The sequence below is a fragment of the Phycicoccus sp. Soil803 genome (assembly GCF_001429685.1).
GTDB lineage: Bacteria > Actinomycetota > Actinomycetes > Actinomycetales > Dermatophilaceae > Pedococcus.
Genome location: NZ_LMST01000001.1, coordinates 1,522,838 through 1,539,656 on the forward strand (window position 1 = coordinate 1,522,838; position 16,819 = coordinate 1,539,656).

A 16,819-nucleotide genomic window follows, 5' to 3' on the forward strand; every position below is an offset into this window, starting at 1 on the left:
GGCCACGCCTGGCTCACCCGCGCCCCCGGTCCGGGGTGCGACACAGCACCGCTGGCCAGAAGTGGGGAACTCGTCGGGGCAGCGGCCGGACGACTAGGCGCTGACACCGACGGCGACCGCCCGGTCTGCTCGCAGGGCGGTCACGTCGATGTGGACGACGTCCGCGACCACCTCGACCGGGACGGTGCGCAGACGCTGTTGCGGGAGGCCGACCGCGTTCAGGCAGGCGCCGGTCCGCAAGTCGAACACGAGGTGGTACATCGGCGACACCACGACCGGCGTGCGGCCGACCCGTGACATCCGGCCACCGGCGACCCCGCACCCGGTGTAGGGGTTGCGGTCCTCGACCGCCCAGACCCGGTCCCCGGCGCGGAACAGCGCGAGGGGCACGCCGGCGACCGTGATGGCGGCGCCGTGCCGGGTCGGCACGTGTTTGAGGCCGCAGAGCGCCACGAGGTCGGGCGCCACCCGCGCCGAGGCCACCCGTGCGGACGCCATCTGCGCGGCGGCTGTCCGCGGTCGCGGGGCAGCATCGGGTTCCTCGTCCACGCGGCCACGCTAGGGACCGGCTGTTTCGCGACGAGGGTGCCCGTGTGACGTCCCTGTAAACCTTCGCGCGGGGAGCGGGCGGCTCCTCAGGCGGGGGAGCCGGTCGTCTCGACTCCTGCGGCGGCCAGCTCGGCCAGGGCTGCCCTCGTGGTCTCGGGAGCGACGCCGGCGGTGAGGTCGAGCAGCACCGTCGTCTCGAACCCCTCGTCCGCGGAGTCCAGCGCCGTGGCGCGGACGCAGTGGTCGGTGGCGATGCCCACGACGTCGACCTGCTCGATGGCCCGGTCGCGCAGCCAGTCCGCGAGCGCGACCTTGCGGTCCGCCTCGACGGTGAAACCTTCGAAACCGCTGTACGCAGCGCTGTGGTGGCCCTTGCGGAAGATCGCCTCGACGTGCTCGAACGCGGGCTCGGCAGCAGGGTGGAAGAGCGCGCCGTCACTGCCGACCCGGCAGTGCGCGGGCCAGCTGTCCACGAAGTCGGGGTCGGGCGAGAAGTGCGCACCCGGGTCCTCGTGCCAGTCGGCCGTGGCGACGATTGCGGCGTAGTCGTCGAGGTGCGCGACCACGTGCGCACTGATCCGGCGGGCCACCTCGGCCCCACCGGCGACGGCCAGCGAGCCACCCTCGCAGAAGTCGTTCTGCACGTCGACGATGACCAGTGCGCGGCTCATGCGGCGACGCTACTGCCCGCCGCGAGCCGACGCGTGGTCAGTCCTCGTAGACGGTGGGGATCACGGGCTCGCCGCGCTGCAGACGCAGGGCCGCGGCGGGGAGCTCGGCGAGGGAGACGGCGTGGCGCTCGCGGGCGTCCTCGAGGGTCGACGTCGAGACGGTGCGCCCCCCAGCCATGAGCGGGACGAGCAGCTCGCGGTCGTCGCCGTCGTCGAGGGGTGGCTCGCCGATGCCGAGCACCTCGGCCTCGGCAATGCCCTTGGCGTTGCGCCGGCGCAGTGCGTACTTGCGTCCCGCGACTGACGCCTTGTCCTTGCTCTTCTTGGCGACCCCGACCAGCACGCCGTCATCATCCGTGCGCGCCACGAGCTTGTAGACCATGCCGGCCGTCGGGGCGCCCGACCCGGTCACGAGTGACGTCCCCACGCCGTAGCGGTCCACCGGACCGGCCGCCAGGGTCGCGATGGCGTACTCGTCGAGGTCGCTGGTCACCACGATCTGGGTCCGGGTGGCGCCGAGCCGGTCGAGCTGGTCGCGCACCTCGCGGGCCTGCACCAGCAGGTCACCCGAGTCGAGCCGCACGCCACCGAGCTCGGGGCCGGCGAGCTCGACCGCGAGGGCTACCGCCGTGGGCACGTCGTAGGTGTCGACCAGCAACGTCGTGCCCTTGCCGAGCGCCGCGATCTGGGCCGCGAACGCCTCCCGCTCGTCGTCGTGCAGGAGGCTGAAGGCGTGCGCGGCGGTGCCCGCCGTGGGCACCCCGAACCGCCGTCCCGCCTCCAGGTTGGAGGTGGTCGCGAAGCCCGCCAGGTATGCCGCGCGGGCGGCGGCGACCGCCGCCTCCTCGTGCGTGCGGCGCGACCCCATCTCGATGCACGGCCGGTCACCGGCCGCCGAGGTCATCCGCGACGCGGCGGAGGCGATCGCGCTGTCGTGGTTGAGGATGCTGAGGACGAGGGTCTCCAGGACCACCCCGTGGGCGAAGTCGGACTCGACCACGAGCACCGGTGAGCCGGGGAAGTAGCACTCGCCCTCGGCATACCCCCAGACGTCGCCGTCGAAGCGGTAGTCGGCGAGGAAGGCCAGGGTGGGCCCGTCCACGACGTCACGCAGGTGCTCGAGCTCGGCGTCCGCGAAGCGGAACCGCTCGATCGCGTCGAGCAGCCGGCCGGTGCCGGCGACCACGCCGTAGCGGCGACCGTCGGGCAACCGGCGGGCGAACACCTCGAAGACGCAGCGGCGCGCGGCCGCCCCGCTGCGGAGGGCGGCTTCGAGCATCGTGAGCTCGTAGTGGTCGGTCAACAGGGCGGTGCTGGGTGAACGCGGGGTCACGCTCGCAGCCTAAGGTGGACCCGTGCCCCGTGCTGTCCCCACCATCACGTCCACTGCGGTGATGTCGATCGCGCCCGTGGAGCAGGAGAGTGTCTCCACGGAGGAGCTCGCCGACGTGGACGTCCCGTGGATCACGTTGGTGTGGAACGACCCGGTCAACCTGATGTCCTACGTGACCTTCGTCTTCCAGACCTACTTCGGCTACTCCAAGGCCAAGGCCGAGCGGCTGATGATGGACGTCCACGTGAAGGGCCGCGCCGTCGTGTCGACCGGTGCCCGTGAGCGCATGGAGACCGATACCGAGGCCCTCCAGGGCTACGGCCTGTGGGCCACCTTCCAGAAGGACAGCTGACGTGGCCCGCGGGTTCAAGCGGCGCGACGGGCGGTTCGTCGCCAAGCTCGACGCGGTCGAGCGCGGGCTGGTCGTCGGCCTGATGGAACAGGTGCTCGAGCTGGTCGAGCCGGAGCCCGCGGCCGGGAACGAGCTCGACGACGACGCCACGGACGGTGACGAGTTCGACCGCATCGTGGCCGGGCTGGGCGGCATCGGGATGGGCGTCTCGCTGTCTGCGGCCGACCAGGCCCCGGAGCTCTCCGGCTCCGTCCCGCAGCCGCGTGACCCCGCCCTGGAGCGCATCTTCCCGACCGCGAACCGCCAGGACGACCAGGTCGCCGCTGAGTTCCGTCGCCTCACCGAGGACGGGCTGCGGGCCCGCAAGGCGGCCAACCTGACGACGGCGATCACGGCCCTGTCGGCGCTCGAGGACCAGAAGATCTCGCTCGAGCAGCCGCAGGCCCTGGCCCTCCTCATCGCCCTGACCGACGTCCGCCTGGTGCTGGGGGAGCGACTCGGCCTGAAGCAGGACGACGACTTCGACCGGCTCGAGGAGCAGGTCTCCGGCCTCGAGGACGACGACCCGGCGGTCTACGCCCTGGCCGTCTACGACTTCCTCACCTGGCTGCAGGAGACGCTGGCGCACGCGCTGGCGCCCTGAGCGTGCTGTGTGACACACGAGACGCCGGAAGGATGAGGACGGGAGCGGGGTCGGCACCTAGCCTTGTGCCCGTGGCGGACGCACCCATCGGGATATTCGACTCGGGCTATGGCGGGCTGACCGTCGCCCGGGCCGTCCTCGACCAGCTGCCCCACGAGTCGATCGCCTACTTCGGCGACACCGCCCGCGCGCCCTACGGACCGCGTCCCATCGCCGAGTCGCGGGAGTTCGCGCTCGAGTGCCTCGACCGGCTGGTCGACCACGGTGTGAAGGCCCTCGTCATCGCCTGCAACACCGCGAGTGCGGCGGTCCTCCACGACGCCCGGGAGCGCTACGACGTCCCGGTGGTCGAGGTCATCCGGCCGGCGGTCCGTCGCGCGGCCCGCGCCACCCGCAACCACCGCGTGGGCGTCATCTCGACCCGGGGCACGCACCAGTCCGGCGCCTACGTCGACGCGTTCGCCGCGGCCCCGCACCTCGAGGTCACCAGCGTGCCCTGCCCGCGGTTCGTCGAGCTCGTGGAGTCCGGGGTCACCAGTGGCCCGGAGGTCATCGACGTCGCGAGGGACTACCTGGCCCCGCTGGTCGACCGCGACGTCGACACCCTGGTCCTCGGCTGCACGCACTACCCGCTGCTGACTGGCGCGATCTCCTACGTCATGGGCGACGGCGTCACCCTGGTGTCGTCTGCGGACGAGACCGCCAAGGACCTCTATCGGGTGCTCGCGGACCGCGACCTGCTTCGTCCCGGCCACCTGCCTCCGCCCGAGCACGGGTTCACCACGACCGGCGACGCCGAGGAGTTCCGCGCGCTGGCCCGCCGGTTCCTCGGGCCGGAGGTCGGCGACGTCTACGGCAACTCCGTGGTGCGGACGGTCGTGGTGGCTCGATGAGGCTCACCGTGGTCGGTTGCTCCGGATCCTTCGCCGGACCCGCCTCGCCCGCCTCCTCCTACCTCATCCAGGCTGACCACCTCGGGCGCACCTGGTCGATCGTCCTCGACCTCGGCAACGGCGCCCTCGGTCCGCTCCAGCGCTACGTCGACCTGGCCGACCTCGACGCGGTGTTCATCAGCCACCTGCACCCCGACCACTGTGTCGACGTCTGCGGGCTCTACGTCACGCGCAAGTACCGCCCGAGCGGCCCGGTCGAGGGCCAGCTCCCCGTGCACGCCCCCTCGGGGGCCGACGAGCGGTTCGCGCTGATGTACCACGGGCTCGAGCACGGGGGGATGACCAACGAGTTCGCCGTGCACGAGCTGGCCGACACCCAGGTGACCCCCGTCGGCCCGTTCACGGTCACGGCCTACCGGGTGAACCACCCGGTGGAGGCCTACGGGTTCCGCGTCGAGGCCGACGGCGCGGTGATCGCCTACACCGGCGACACCGACACCTGCGACGCCCTGACGCCGCTCCTGACGGGCTCCGACCTCGCGCTCACCGACAGCGCCTTCGTCGACGGGCGCGACGACACCCCCGGCATCCACCTCTCGGGTGGGCGCGCCGCCGCGGCCGCCGTCGCCGCCGGTGGGGTCCGTCGCCTCGTCCTCACCCACATCCCGCCGTGGAACGACCCCGAGGTATGCCGCGCGGAGGCCGCCGCGATCTGGTCCGGTCCGCTGGACGTGGCCGTCCAGGGCGCGACCTACGAGGTGGGCGGCCGCGCGTGAGCGGACCGCCCGAGGAACCTGACGGCACGGGCCCGGTGGTGGTCGACCGCGAGGCCGGCCTGCGGATGTACGACGACTTCCTCGCGGCGCACCCCGAGGTCCCGCGCCGCGATGACGTCGACGTGGTCTGCTGGGGTGACAACCCCGCGTACGCCGACGAGATCCTCGGCTTGATCGTCGGCGCCGCCAAGCGGGCGACCGCGACCCTGGCCGCGGGCTACCTCGCCTCGAGTGATCCGTTTCCACCCCTGGGCGCCTACTGGGTCTGCTGCGACGGGTCGGGACGTCCCCGCGCGGTCCTGCGCACCACCGAGCTGCGGCTGGGGCCGTTCCACAGCGTCGACCCCCAGTTCGCCCGGGACGAGGGGGAGGGCGACCGGACCCTGCAGACCTGGCTCGACGGTCACCGCGCGGCGTACGAGCGGCAGTGCGCCGGTCTCGGCATCGAGTTCTCCGAGGACCTGGAGGTCTGCTTCGAGCGGTTCACGCTCGTCTGGCCGCCCGACCTCGCCGACTGACCCCGAGCGCCCTAGGCTCCGGGCATGGCCAGAGCGGCAGCCGTCCCCATCGCGTCAGGTGTCTGGCGCATCCCCCTCCTCGGGGACTTCGTCAACGGCTTCATCCTCCGTGCCGCCGACGGCCAGGTGACCCTGGTCGACATGGGCATCAAGCAGTCCGGGCCGAAGGTGATGGCCGCCCTCGCGTCGATCGGCTCCGGCCCGTCGGACGTCACGCGGCTGCTGCTGACCCACGCCCACCCCGACCACGCCGGCGGGGCCGCGCACGTGGCCGAGCAGACCGGGCGCGACTTCGGCATCCACGAGGACGACGCGCCCTATGCCGAGGCCGGGACCACCGCTCAGCGTGACCAGTCGTTCCTCGTGGCCAGGATCATGACCAAGCTGATGGGCAGCAACGCGTTCCCGCCGGTCACCGTGGGGGAGCGGCTGACCGACGGGCAGGTGCTCGACGTCGCCGGCGGTCTCGAGGTCGTGCACACCCCCGGGCACTCACCCGGCCACGCGGCATACCTGCACCGCGAGTCGGGGGTGCTGATCACCGGTGACTCGATCTTCAACGTCCGCGGGCTGCGCTGGCCGATCAAGTCGTTCTGCTCGAACTTCGCGCTGACCCAGAAGACCGCGCACCGCCTCGCCGAGCTGGACTACACGACGGCGGCGTTCACCCACGGACCACACCTGGCCGACCAGCCGCGCGAGCACATCCGCCGGTTCCTCGCGACGCACCCGACGGTCGACTGAGCCGCGGGCCCAGCCCGTCAGAGTCGGTCGGAGCCCATCGGAGTCGGTCAGAGTCGGGCGCGGAGCCAGTCGAGGTCGGCCTGCTGACCTTCGAGGCCGCCACGGGTCTCGATCACGACCGGTGCACCGGCGGCCCGCACGGCACCCACCAGCTCGTCGGGGTCGATGAGTCCCTCGCCGAGGTTGGTGTGGCGGTCGGCCCCGGAGTCGAACTCGTCGCGGGAGTCGTTGCAGTGCACCAGGTCGATCCGACCCGTGATGGCGCGGATGTCGTCGGCCGCGGTGGCCAGGGGGATGCCGCCCGCGTGGGCATGGCAGGTGTCGAGGCAGAAGCCGACGTGGTCGGACCCCTCGGCACTGCCGATCGCGTCCCAGACCCGGGCGATGCGCTCGAGGGTGCGGGCCATGGCGTTGTCGCCGCCCGCGGTGTTCTCCAGCAGCAGCGGGATCTTGAGGTCGGTCGCCTCGATCGCCTTGCGCCAGTTGTCGATGCCCTTGTCGACGTCATCGGCCTGCTCGACGTGGCCACCGTGCACGATCAGCCCCTTGGCGCCGATCAGCGCACCGGCGTCGATGAACTGCTGCAGCAGCTTGCGGCTGGGGATGCGGATGCGGTTGTTCGTCGAGGCGACGTTGATCAGGTAGGGGGCGTGGATGTAGAGGTCGACGTCGGCGGCCTCCGCCGCAGCCCGCAACCCCTCCGGCCCGCCCTCGTAGGCGTACTCCGGACCCTTGTAGCCCTGCGGGTTGCCGAGGAAGAACTGGCTCAGCCCGGCGCCGCGCTCCTGGGCGGCGGTGACCGGGTCGGCCGAGTCGACGTGGGCGCCGAGACGAGTGGTGTCAGCCATGGCTCCCACCCTAGGCCGGGCCACCGACGCCCGATACGCCCCCGTTAGCCTTGCCGCATGACTCGCCACGACGGACGCACCCCCGACCAGACCCGCGAGGTGCGCATCACGCGCAACTGGCTCGACCACGCCGAGGGCAGCGTGCTCGTGGAGTTCGGCCGCACCCGGGTGCTGGTGGCGGCGTCGTTCACCGAGGGCGTGCCGCGCTGGCTCAAGGGCAAGGGCACCGGCTGGGTGACCTCGGAGTACGAGATGCTGCCGCGGTCGACCAACACCCGGTCCGACCGCGAGTCGCGCAGGGGCAAGGTCGGCGGGCGCACCCACGAGATCAGCCGGCTGATCGGCCGCAGCCTCCGTGCCATCATCGACACCAAGGCACTCGGCGAGAACACCATCGTGCTCGACTGTGACGTCCTCCAGGCCGACGGCGGCACCCGCACCGCCTCGATCACGGGTGCCTACGTCGCGCTCGTCGACGCCATCGAGGACGCCCGCGCCAAGGGGCTGATCGCCAAGGACGCCCAGCCGCTGACCGGCTCGATCGCGGCGGTCTCCGTCGGCATCGTCAAGGGCGAGGCGGTCATCGACCTCGACTACCCCGAGGACTCCACGGCCGAGACCGACATGAACGTCGTCATGACCGGCGACGGCCGGTTCGTCGAGGTGCAGGGCACCGCCGAGAACGGTGCGTTCGACCGCGCCATGCTCGACCAGCTGCTCGACAAGGCCACCGTCGGCTGCGCCGACCTCACCCGCAAGCAGCAGGAGGCGCTCGCCACGACCCCGCGCGAGCGCGTGCTCTGATGTCGGCGCAGCCTGTGACCCGGGTCGTCCTGGCCACCCGCAACGACCACAAGGTCGGTGAGCTGCGGGCCATCCTCGCCGACGTGTGCGAGGAGCTCGGCCTCGAGATCGTGGGTGCCTCCGAGTTCGAGGGTGCGCCCGATGTCGTCGAGGACGAGGTGACCTTCGAGGGCAACGCCCGCCTCAAGGCCGTGGCGCTCGCGGCCCACACCGGCCTGCCGTCGCTCGCCGACGACTCCGGGCTCGCGGTCGACGTCCTGGGTGGGGCGCCCGGCATCTTCTCGGCGCGCTGGTCGGGTCGGCACGGCGACGACCAGGCCAACCTCGACCTGCTGCTCGCCCAGGTCGCCGACGTCAAGGACGAGCACCGGGCCGCGGCCTTCGTCTGCGCCGCGGTGCTGGCTCTGCCCGATGGCACGGTCCGCGCGACGGAGGGCCGGATGGCCGGGTCGCTGGCGCGCGAGGCCAGGGGCACCAACGGGTTCGGCTACGACCCGGTCCTCGTGGTCGAGGGCGACACCCGCCACGCGGCCGAGCTCAGTCCGGACGAGAAGAACGCGATATCGCACCGCGGCAAGGCCTTCCGCGCGATGGTCCCGCACCTGCGCGAGCTCCTCGGCTGAGCCGCTCCGCCCGTCGTGAGTGAGCGCCAACCCACTCATTCCGGGGCCGGGTGAGTGGGTTGCCGCTCACTCGCCACGTCACCCGCCGCGTTAGAGTTGGCGACCACGCGCAAGTGGCGGAATTGGCAGACGCGCCAGCCTTAGGAGCTGGTGCCTTCGGGTGTGCGGGTTCAAGTCCCGCCTTGCGCACGTGACCGACGAAGCCCTCGAAGGGCAGGACGAGCTGCAGTACCCCGGCGCCCTCGACGTCGCGTCGTGGCGACGCGAGGTGCATGCCCTGTATGCCGCGGTGCGGGCCGAGCCGGACCCCGCCACCGCCCACGCGCTGTGGGTCGACAGGCGGTCGCGGCTGTTCCACGAGCACCCCGCCTCGCCGCGCCGCGAGGGCCAGCAGCTGCGGCACGCGGCCTACGACGCGGCATACCGGTTCGTCGTCGAGGTGGAGCCGGTGGACGCCGGCGACGAGAGACCCCAGCAGGAGTGGGAGTTCCGGTCGGCCACCGACGGGATCGTGCCGTTCACCGGCGCGGGTCGGGTGACCCTCGACGCGCTCGGCACGCTCGACGTGTGGTGGCTCAACTCCTACGGCGGCGGGATCTTCCTGCCGGTGCGCGACGGCTCGGCCGGCCAGGAGACCTACGGCGCCGGGCGTTACCTGCTCGACACGGTCAAGGGCACCGACCTGGGGCGCGACGACGACGGTCGGTGGGTGGTCGACCTCAACTTCGCCTACAACCCGTCGTGCGTCTACGACTACCGCTGGGTCTGTCCCCTGGCGCCGGCCGCCAACCGGATCGAGCCCAGCATCCCGGTCGGCGAGCTGCTGCCGGAGGGGTACTGACTCGCCGTGTTCACCCTCATCGGGGCCGACGGAAAGCCTTGCGAGAGTGCGGTGCCCGGGACGCTGGGTGGCAACCACCGGGGCAAGCTCTACGGACGCCTCGACTGCCCGTCCGCCCTGCGCGCCCTGCGACAGGGTGGCTACGTGAAGCACCGGGTCTTCTTCGCGGACGAGGCGACCGCCGTCGCCGCTGGGTACCGGCCCTGTGGCACCTGCCTGCGGGCCGAGTACGCAGCGTGGAAGGCACAGACCGCAGGTGACGCGCGCGCCAACGGCTGACCGGAAGGCCACGGCTGGCTGGCGCACCAGGGGCTGACGGAGCCGGAGACGGGGCGCCGGTCCCGGAGCAGCCCTGCTGCTGCCCCGGGACCGGCTAGGTCGGTCGGCGTCAGGGCGCGGCGGTGAGTCCCGCGACGTAGCCCGGGGCCTGCGGGCTGCCCCATCCGGTGGTGAGGTCGTAGCCCACCGTGGTCGGGTAGCCGGGCACCGCACCCGGTGTGACGAACCCGTCCGCGCCGGTCTCCCAGATCCGGTTGTCCTGCAGGACGCCGCTGGGAGCGGTGCCATAGGTGTGCGCCGTCACGTCGCTGAACGCACTCGCCCGCGGGAAGCCGCTGGCGTAGATGGCCGCGTTGAGGTTGCCGATGCCGGCCTTGCCAGACGCCTTGCGCGAGGCGTTCGCGATGGCGGTGAGGGCTGCGACCTGCGGTGAGCTCGCCGACGTGCCTCCGAAGACACCCCACGCCGGGGGTCCCTCGATCTCGGGGAAGTAGGTGTGGAAGACGAGCACCCCACCGTTGACCGCCGCGTTCCAGGCGAGGTCCGGGACGCCGCGGTGGGTGCCGACGACGCCGGCCACGGTCGACTGGAAGGCCGGTCGCGCGTAGACGCTCGACAGGCCGCCGCCGGTGCCGATGGCGGCCCAGCTCTCGTTCCACACGGCCTGGCTGCTGCCGCCCTGGATCCACGCCCAGTAGAGCGGGTTGCGGCTGCCGTCGTCGTTGAACGGCTTGTCCTGGGTCGGCGCCCACGTCCAGCCGGACTGCACCTGCGTGCCGCCGACCGACGTGACGTAGGGGGAGGAGTTGGGGTAGCTCACCGACGGGTGGTCGACGACCGTGCCCTGGTGGTGTGAGCGGCCCACGCCGGTCGAGCCGTCGTCCCCAGAGGAGGCGAAGAAGGTGTCGTGCTTGGCGAGCCCACGCTGGAAGGTCTGGTCGAACCGGGCGAACTGCGCCTTCGCCGAGGTTCCGCCGAACGCTTCCTCACTGGTGCCGAACGACATCGAGAAGACGGTCCCGGCCGGGTACTTCGCAATGGCCCAGTCGATCGCGGTCATGAAGTTGGGCATGCCCTGCACACCCTGCGTCTCGGCCACCGGGGTGGCGACCAGCACGATGTGCGCCTTCGGGGCGATCGCGTAGGCCCACTGCACGTCGAGGTTGGCCTCACCCGCCCAGCCGTCGGCCGCCGTCGGCCCGGCGGTGCCGCTGCCGTTGCCCGTGGCGTGGCTGTAGTCGACCTTGCCCAGTGGGAAGACCGCCTCGAAGTCGGGCGTCGGTCCGTTGAAGGTCTGGGCGAAGAAGGAGACGTCGTTCGCGGCGGTGGGGCTCCCGTACGAGTCCACCAGCACGATCGTCTGGCCGGCTCCGTCGGTCGTGGCCGGCGTCAGGGGCGCCAGCCCGTAGAACGCGCGGATCTGGTCCGGGGTGTAGCAGTGGATGGTGGTGCTCACGCGGTTGTCCGGGGCGGGTCGCGTGCAGCTGGCCGGGTCGGCCGAGCTGGCAGCGGCGCCGGAAGCGTGGAAGGCGGACTCAGGCGCCCGCGCGGACAGCGAGGTGCCCGTGGACACCGGCGTCGTGGTGCCGGCCAGGGCGGGGGCCCCGGCGGCCAGCCCGAGACATCCGGCGACGACTGTCGCCAGACCAATTCGAAGGGTCATCGTGTGCTCCCTGGATGGAGGGGTGGGGCCTCGTGGTCCCCTGGTGACACCGTGGGTGCGGCGTCATCCGCAAGGCTCCGCCCAATGCACGAAATGCCCCATGACAATTGTCACGAGCCCGGGCCACGGGACGCGAGAGGCATCGAGCCGCCCTCGTGGGCGGCCGGCACGACGCGGCCTGCGGCGGGTCCTAGAGTCGACGTGTGAACCACCTGCTGCGCGAGGTGCTCCCGGCCCTGGGCCTCGACGAGGGGTATGCCGCGGCGCACCTCGAGCTCGCGCCCGGCGGGTCCCTGCCCTCCGAACTCCCGGTGAACACCCTCGCCGCAGGAGCGGTCGCAGCGGCTGGGCTGGCCGGCGCGGCGCTGCGTGGTGCACAGCGGGTGCGGGTCGACCCTCGTCAGGTGTCGGTGTCGTTCCGGAACGACCAGGTGCAGACCATCGACGGTTCGCGTGAACCCGGATTCGCAGCGCTGTCAGGCTTTTTCGAGGCGAGCGACGGCTGGGTCCGCACGCACGCCAACTACCCCCACCACCGGGTGCGGCTGCTGCGGGCCCTCGGCCTGCCCGAGGGCGCCACCCGCGACGCCGCCACCGCGGCGATAGCCGAGCGACCGGCGCAGCACCTCGAGGACCTCGTCACCGCCGACCACGGCATCGCCGTGCGGGTGCGGACGATCGCCGAGTGGATGGCGTCGGAGCAGGCCCACGCGGTCGCGGGCCACGACGTGCTGGCGGTGCGCTCGGTCGCCCCGACGGACCCCCTGCCGGTGCCGGTCCGACCGCGCGTCCTCGACCTCACGCGGGTCCTCGCGGGCCCGGTCGCGACGCGGGCGCTGGCCCAGCTGGGGTGCGACGTGCTGCGGGTCGACAGCCCCCACCTCCCCGAGCTCGCCGCGCTCCACCTCGACACCGACTCCGGCAAGCGCTCCACCCTCGTGGACCTGCAGGACGAGCACGCCCGCCACCGCCTCCACGACCTGCTGGGGAGGGCCGACGTCCTGGTCACCGGCTACCGGCCCGGGGCGCTCGGAGCCTTCGGCCTCGACCCCGAGCGGCTCGCCGAGCAGCACCCCCACCTCGTCTGCGCGACCCTCAGCGCGTGGACCCCGAGTGGTCCTTGGGGCGCCCGCCGGGGCTTCGACAGCATCGTGCAGGCGGCCACCGGCATCGCCGTGCTCGAGTCGCGCGACGGGCAGGCCCCGGGCGCGCTCCCCGCCCAGGCGCTCGACCACGCGACCGGCTACCTCCTCGCGGCGGGCGTGCTCTCCGCCCTGCGCCGCCGCGCCGATGAGGGCGGCACCTGGCGGGTGTCGGCGCACCTGGCCCGCACCGCCCACTGGCTGCTGCAGACCGACGCCCTCGACGGGGCCGTCGTGCCGGTCGACGACCTGGGCCCGTGGACGGTCGGCTCCGACACGGCATACGGGCACGTCGTGCAGGCTCGCCCGGCGTTCACCCTCGACGACTCCCCGCGGGAGTTCGCCTGGGTGGGGCGCCGCTACGGCGCCGACGAGGCCGCGTGGGAGGACGCACCCCGCTAGGGCGTGGGGATGGTCCGCGGGTCGAAGCCGAACGGCAGCTCGAGTCGGTGCGCCGACATGAGCGCGTCGTCGGTCAGCACCTCCCGCGTGGTGCCGTCCGCGACCACGACGCCGTCGGAGAGGACCACCGAGCGGGGGCAGAGCTCGTAGGCGTAGGGGAGGTCGTGGGTGACCATCAGCACCGTGACGTCGAGGGACCGGATGATGTCGGCCAGCTCCCGTCGCGACGCGGGGTCGAGGTTGGACGAGGGTTCGTCGAGCACCAGGATCTCGGGCTCCATCGCGAGCACCGTGGCCACCGCGACCCGCCGACGCTGGCCGAACGACAGGTGGTGCGGCGGTCGGTCGATGAAGTCGAGCATCCCGACCTGGTCGAGGGCGGCGACCACCCGGGCCTCGAGCGCCGCGCCGCGCAGGCCGAGGTTGGCCGGACCGAACTCCACGTCGGCGCGCACCGAGGGCATGAAGAGCTGGTCGTCGGGGTCCTGGAAGACCACGCCCACCCGCCGACGCACCTCCATCAGGTTGGGCTCGGTCACCGGCAGGCCGGACACCGACACCGAGCCGGCACCGGCGGTGAGGATGCCGTTGAGGTGGAGCACGAGGGTGGTCTTGCCGGCGCCGTTGGGTCCGAGGAGGGCAACGCGTTCCCCTTGGTGCACATGGAGATTCACGCCGAACAGCGCTTGGTGTCCGTCAGGGTAGGCGTATGCCAGCCCGCGCACCTCGAGCACCGGGGTGGTCACCTGGTCACCACCACGAGCAGGGTCGCGAGCGCCGCAGCCGGGAGCATGCCGGCCAGGCGCCACTGCGCGGGCGTCGCCGTTGCGGGGTGGGTCACCGGCAGCGACCCCGTGTAGCCGCGCGAGAGCATGGCCAGGTGGGCCCGCTCTCCGCGCTCGTAGGAGCGGATGAACAGGGCCCCGGCGGTCGTGGCGAGCACCGGCCACGCACGGACCGACGTGGCCCGGAAGCCCCGCGACTCGCGCGCGACCTTCATCCGGGACAGCTCGCCGGTCACGACCTCGAGGTACCGGACCATGAAGCCCATGATCTGCACGAGCTGACCTGGCAGCCGCAGCCGCTCCAGGCCGGCGACGACGTGCCGCGGTTCGGTGGTGGTGGCCAGCACCAGCGAGGCCATCACCCCCAGCGTGCCCTTGGCCAGCAGGGCGAACCCGCCGACCAGCCCGTGCTCGGACAGGCGCAGCGGACCCACGTCGACCCGGGGCCCGGTCGCGACGAACGGCATCAGCAGCGCGAAGAGCACGAACGGCACCTCGACCACCATCCGCTTGGCGAAGTAGCCGAACGGCACCCGCGACGCCCGCTGGGCGACGAGGACGAGCAGGAGGTACACGGCATACGCGGGGAAGGCGGTGCGGGGAGTCAGGACGATGGTGAGGACGAAACCCACGAGGGCGAGCAGCTTCAGGTGCGCCGGCAGGTGGTGGACCGGGGAGTGCCCGTGGAAGTGCAGGTGGTGACCGTGTCCCGCGCCCACGTCAGGCGCCGTCCCGCTCGGGGCGGCCGCCGTCGGCGCCCACGCTGACCCCCGCGTCGCTGGTGGCTCCGGCGCTGGTGACGTCGTCGCTGGTGGCCCGGTCGCGTCGACGCACGGCGACGAAGAGTCCGCCGGCGATGACGAACACGAGCGCGGCTCCCACGAGGCCGGCCACGCCGCCGGAGACCCGGGCGTCGTCGATGCCGCGGGTCGCGTAGCCGGCGAAGGGGGAGCCGTCGCTGGCGTGCGGCGCGGCCGAACCAGCGAAGCCCTGCTCCTTCGCGACGAACTCGAGCCCGTCGGGGTGGCTGGAGGCGTAGTAGGAGACCACCCCCGCGAGGAAGAGGCACACCAGGATGCCCACCGCCATCAGGCGTCGGGTCGAGACGCGGGGTCGTGGCGCGGCTGCGGTCACGCGGACACCCCCTCGCGGATGGTCAGGGTGCGGCGCTCCAGGCTCGGGCGGGCTCCGTGGACCAGGTCGGGACGCACCACGACGATGCTCAGCACGGCCAGTGCGGTGATGACCGCCTCGCCGATCCCGATCAGGGTGTGGATCCCGACCATGGTGGTGGCGACGGTGGCGAACGGCACGTCCACCGTGCCACCCACGTCGAAGAGGAGCGAGAACGCCAGGGCGGCCGTGGGCACGGAGACCAGCGCGGCGACGGCTGCGGCGGGGACCACCCACAGTGGGCGCTTGGGCAGGACCCGGCGCAGGGCGATGAACACCAGCCAGCCGGTCCACACCCCGACCAGGCCCATCAGGGTGATGTTGGTGCCGAGCGCGGTGATCCCGCCGTCAGCCATCAGGGTGGCCTGCACCAGCAGGACCACCGTGATCGACAGCGTGGCCGTGCACGGACCCACGAGGACCGCAGCCAGGGCGCCACCCAGCAGGTGGCCCGAGGTGCCTGCGGCGATGGGGAAGTTGAGCATCTGGGTGCTGAAGATGAACAGCGCGACGAGCCCGGCGAGCGGCGCGGTGCGGTCGTCGAGCTCGCGACGGGCTCCGCGCAGGGCCAGCGCCACCCCACCGGCGGCCACGACTGCGGTGCCGATCGACGTCGGTGCGTCGAGGAATCCATCGGGGACGTGCACGGGTCGCTCCTTGCCGTGGGGTGGTGCCGTCGGCTGCGGTTGTCCTGAGGTGTTCGTAGCCCGGCTGGGATAGGTTGGGAACCGCTGGTGACAGCCACGTTATTGCAACTGACTCGCAATAACACCATCGTGCAACAACACCGTCCGGACGACGAGGAGCAGACAGCAGTGGCCGAGCGACTGACCACAGGCGACACCGCCCCCGACTTCACCCTGCCCGACGACCAGGGCGGCGAGGTCTCGCTGTCCGACCTGCGTGGGCGCAAGGTGATCGTGTACTTCTACCCGGCGGCGATGACTCCGGGGTGCACCACGCAGGCGTGCGACTTCAGCGACAACATCAACACCCTGCGCGGTGAGGGCTACGAGGTGCTGGGCATCTCTCCCGACAAGCCCGAGAAGCTCGCGAAGTTCCGGGAGAAGGACGGCCTGACCATCCGGTTGCTGTCCGACGCCGACAAGGCGGTCATGAACGCCTACGGCGCGTTCGGCGAGAAGAAGCTCTACGGCAAGACCGTCGAGGGCGTCCTGCGCAGCACCGTCGTGGTCGACGAGGACGGCAAGGTCTCGAACGCCTGGTACAACGTCAAGGCCACCGGGCACGTCGCCAAGCTGCGCCGCGACCTCGGGCTGGCCTGACGTCCGGCTCACCTTCGTCTCCCCGCCTGACCCAGACTCCGCCCGACCCACCGAGGAGCGCCGCATGAGCGAGAACCAGAACGGCAAGGCCTCGTCCGGGGCGAGCCGGTCCGTCGACCAGATCGAGGCCGACATCGCCGCGGCGCGCGAGCGGCTTGCGGGCACGGTCGACGAGCTGCACACCCGCACCGCGCCGCAGGAGATCGCCCGACGTCAGGTGGAGTCCGTCAAGGCGAAGTTCACCGAGGCCACCCGCACCGAGTCCGGTGACCTGCGCACCGAGCGCATCGCCGCGCTGGCCGCGGCGGCGGTCGCGCTGATCGGCCTGGGGGCGATCCGCCGCCGACGCGGCTGAACGACCCGGCGGAGGGCGCCGCGCGGCACCGTCGCGCGCCCTAAAGTCGGCCAATTGCCCGGTTCCATCGCGCCAACCCGCGATCCTGGCTGAGAAGTCGGCCAATTGCCCGGTTCCAGCGGCCCTACCGGCGATCGTG

General features: G+C 72.3%; 22 protein-coding genes and 1 tRNA gene. 14 read left to right on the plus strand and 9 right to left on the minus strand.

What is annotated here, in order from left to right; genetic code table 11:
* Nucleotides 1–93: 93 nt before the first annotated feature.
* The 3 genes from ASG95_RS06990 to ASG95_RS07000 form a co-directional block, all read right to left on the minus strand.
* Nucleotides 94–549 (minus strand): nitrite reductase (NAD(P)H) small subunit, encoded by a 456-nt coding sequence (locus tag ASG95_RS06990; protein ID WP_157581781.1) that lies wholly within the window; start codon nt 547–549, stop codon nt 94–96.
* Between the two features lie 86 nt (nt 550–635).
* Nucleotides 636–1,220 carry an isochorismatase family protein gene (locus tag ASG95_RS06995; RefSeq protein WP_057376993.1) on the minus strand — a complete coding sequence of 195 codons (585 nt, stop codon included), beginning with the start codon at nt 1,218–1,220 and terminating at the stop codon, nt 636–638.
* Between the two features lie 37 nt (nt 1,221–1,257).
* Complete coding sequence (locus ASG95_RS07000; RefSeq protein ID WP_255358319.1) at nt 1,258–2,553, minus strand: nicotinate phosphoribosyltransferase; 1,296 nt, start codon at nt 2,551–2,553, stop codon at nt 1,258–1,260.
* A 61-nt stretch (nt 2,554–2,614) separates the two neighbouring features.
* Between ASG95_RS07000 and clpS the strand changes: the two genes are divergently transcribed.
* The 6 genes from clpS (at nt 2,615) to ASG95_RS07030 (ending at nt 6,479) form a co-directional block, all read left to right on the plus strand.
* Complete coding sequence (gene clpS, locus ASG95_RS07005; RefSeq protein WP_056923830.1) at nt 2,615–2,905, plus strand: ATP-dependent Clp protease adapter ClpS; 291 nt, start codon at nt 2,615–2,617, stop codon at nt 2,903–2,905.
* Between the two features lies 1 nt (nt 2,906).
* Nucleotides 2,907–3,548: a DUF2017 domain-containing protein gene (locus tag ASG95_RS07010; protein WP_057376994.1), complete on the plus strand. Its 642-nt coding sequence runs from the start codon at nt 2,907–2,909 to the stop codon at nt 3,546–3,548.
* Between the two features lie 71 nt (nt 3,549–3,619).
* Nucleotides 3,620–4,441, plus strand: a complete 822-nt coding sequence (gene murI / locus ASG95_RS07015; RefSeq protein ID WP_057378786.1) for a glutamate racemase — start codon at nt 3,620–3,622, stop codon at nt 4,439–4,441.
* Nucleotides 4,438–5,217: an MBL fold metallo-hydrolase gene (locus tag ASG95_RS07020; protein ID WP_057376995.1), complete on the plus strand. Its 780-nt coding sequence runs from the start codon at nt 4,438–4,440 to the stop codon at nt 5,215–5,217. Before murI ends, ASG95_RS07020 begins: the two co-directional genes overlap by 4 nt.
* Complete coding sequence (locus ASG95_RS07025; protein ID WP_162259374.1) at nt 5,214–5,735, plus strand: ASCH domain-containing protein; 522 nt, start codon at nt 5,214–5,216, stop codon at nt 5,733–5,735. The genes ASG95_RS07020 and ASG95_RS07025 overlap by 4 nt, the downstream gene beginning before the upstream one ends.
* Nucleotides 5,736–5,759: 24 nt before the next feature.
* The gene (locus tag ASG95_RS07030; RefSeq protein WP_057376996.1) at nt 5,760–6,479 is read left to right on the plus strand and encodes an MBL fold metallo-hydrolase; all 720 of its coding nucleotides are present in this window, start codon (nt 5,760–5,762) and stop codon (nt 6,477–6,479) included.
* A gap of 47 nt (nt 6,480–6,526) precedes the next feature.
* On the opposite strand, the gene ASG95_RS07035 is transcribed toward ASG95_RS07030, so the two are convergent.
* Nucleotides 6,527–7,327 (minus strand): deoxyribonuclease IV, encoded by an 801-nt coding sequence (locus ASG95_RS07035; protein ID WP_057376997.1) that lies wholly within the window; start codon nt 7,325–7,327, stop codon nt 6,527–6,529.
* 57 nt (nt 7,328–7,384) lie between these two features.
* Here ASG95_RS07035 and rph point away from each other — a divergent pair, with 57 nt between their 5' ends.
* The 5 genes from rph (at nt 7,385) to ASG95_RS07060 (ending at nt 9,874) form a co-directional block, all read left to right on the plus strand.
* Nucleotides 7,385–8,131, plus strand: a complete 747-nt coding sequence (rph, locus tag ASG95_RS07040; protein WP_057376998.1) for a ribonuclease PH — start codon at nt 7,385–7,387, stop codon at nt 8,129–8,131.
* Nucleotides 8,131–8,754, plus strand: a complete 624-nt coding sequence (gene rdgB, locus ASG95_RS07045) for an RdgB/HAM1 family non-canonical purine NTP pyrophosphatase (RefSeq protein WP_082592406.1) — start codon at nt 8,131–8,133, stop codon at nt 8,752–8,754. The genes rph and rdgB overlap by 1 nt, the downstream gene beginning before the upstream one ends.
* A gap of 107 nt (nt 8,755–8,861) precedes the next feature.
* Nucleotides 8,862–8,943: transfer RNA gene (locus ASG95_RS07050), tRNA-Leu, on the plus strand.
* A 1-nt stretch (nt 8,944) separates the two neighbouring features.
* Entirely contained in the window at nt 8,945–9,595 is a 651-nt protein-coding gene (locus tag ASG95_RS07055) for a DUF1684 domain-containing protein (protein ID WP_235543536.1), read from the plus strand.
* Nucleotides 9,596–9,601: 6 nt separating this feature from the next.
* On the plus strand, nt 9,602–9,874 hold the full coding sequence (locus tag ASG95_RS07060; RefSeq protein ID WP_057376999.1) for an Ada metal-binding domain-containing protein: 273 nt from the start codon (nt 9,602–9,604) through the stop codon (nt 9,872–9,874).
* 109 nt (nt 9,875–9,983) lie between these two features.
* On the opposite strand, the gene ASG95_RS07065 is transcribed toward ASG95_RS07060, so the two are convergent.
* On the minus strand, nt 9,984–11,537 hold the full coding sequence (locus ASG95_RS07065) for a S53 family peptidase (RefSeq protein ID WP_057377000.1): 1,554 nt from the start codon (nt 11,535–11,537) through the stop codon (nt 9,984–9,986).
* A gap of 203 nt (nt 11,538–11,740) precedes the next feature.
* Between ASG95_RS07065 and ASG95_RS07070 the strand changes: the two genes are divergently transcribed.
* Nucleotides 11,741–13,081 carry a CoA transferase gene (locus ASG95_RS07070; protein WP_057377001.1) on the plus strand — a complete coding sequence of 447 codons (1,341 nt, stop codon included), beginning with the start codon at nt 11,741–11,743 and terminating at the stop codon, nt 13,079–13,081.
* Here the strand turns inward: ASG95_RS07070 and ASG95_RS07075 are convergent.
* Genes ASG95_RS07075 through ASG95_RS21755 form a run of 4 tightly spaced genes read right to left on the minus strand, consistent with a single transcriptional unit; the run spans nt 13,078 to nt 15,686 of the window.
* The gene (locus ASG95_RS07075) at nt 13,078–13,827 is read right to left on the minus strand and encodes an energy-coupling factor ABC transporter ATP-binding protein (protein ID WP_056923688.1); all 750 of its coding nucleotides are present in this window, start codon (nt 13,825–13,827) and stop codon (nt 13,078–13,080) included. The two genes, ASG95_RS07070 and ASG95_RS07075, sit on opposite strands and share 4 nt — an antisense overlap.
* The gene (cbiQ, locus tag ASG95_RS07080; protein WP_057377002.1) at nt 13,824–14,585 is read right to left on the minus strand and encodes a cobalt ECF transporter T component CbiQ; all 762 of its coding nucleotides are present in this window, start codon (nt 14,583–14,585) and stop codon (nt 13,824–13,826) included. Before cbiQ ends, ASG95_RS07075 begins: the two co-directional genes overlap by 4 nt.
* A 1-nt stretch (nt 14,586) precedes the next feature.
* The gene (locus tag ASG95_RS21750; RefSeq protein ID WP_235543538.1) at nt 14,587–15,000 is read right to left on the minus strand and encodes a PDGLE domain-containing protein; all 414 of its coding nucleotides are present in this window, start codon (nt 14,998–15,000) and stop codon (nt 14,587–14,589) included.
* Nucleotides 14,997–15,686 (minus strand): energy-coupling factor ABC transporter permease, encoded by a 690-nt coding sequence (locus tag ASG95_RS21755; RefSeq protein WP_057377003.1) that lies wholly within the window; start codon nt 15,684–15,686, stop codon nt 14,997–14,999. The genes ASG95_RS21750 and ASG95_RS21755 overlap by 4 nt, the downstream gene beginning before the upstream one ends.
* Nucleotides 15,687–15,854: 168 nt before the next feature.
* Between ASG95_RS21755 and bcp the strand changes: the two genes are divergently transcribed.
* Nucleotides 15,855–16,325, plus strand: a complete 471-nt coding sequence (gene bcp / locus ASG95_RS07095) for a thioredoxin-dependent thiol peroxidase (RefSeq protein ID WP_056923685.1) — start codon at nt 15,855–15,857, stop codon at nt 16,323–16,325.
* A 64-nt stretch (nt 16,326–16,389) separates the two neighbouring features.
* Nucleotides 16,390–16,680, plus strand: coding sequence for a DUF3618 domain-containing protein (locus ASG95_RS07100; RefSeq protein ID WP_057377004.1), 291 nt, complete (start codon nt 16,390–16,392; stop codon nt 16,678–16,680).
* Nucleotides 16,681–16,819: the final 139 nt, after the last annotated feature.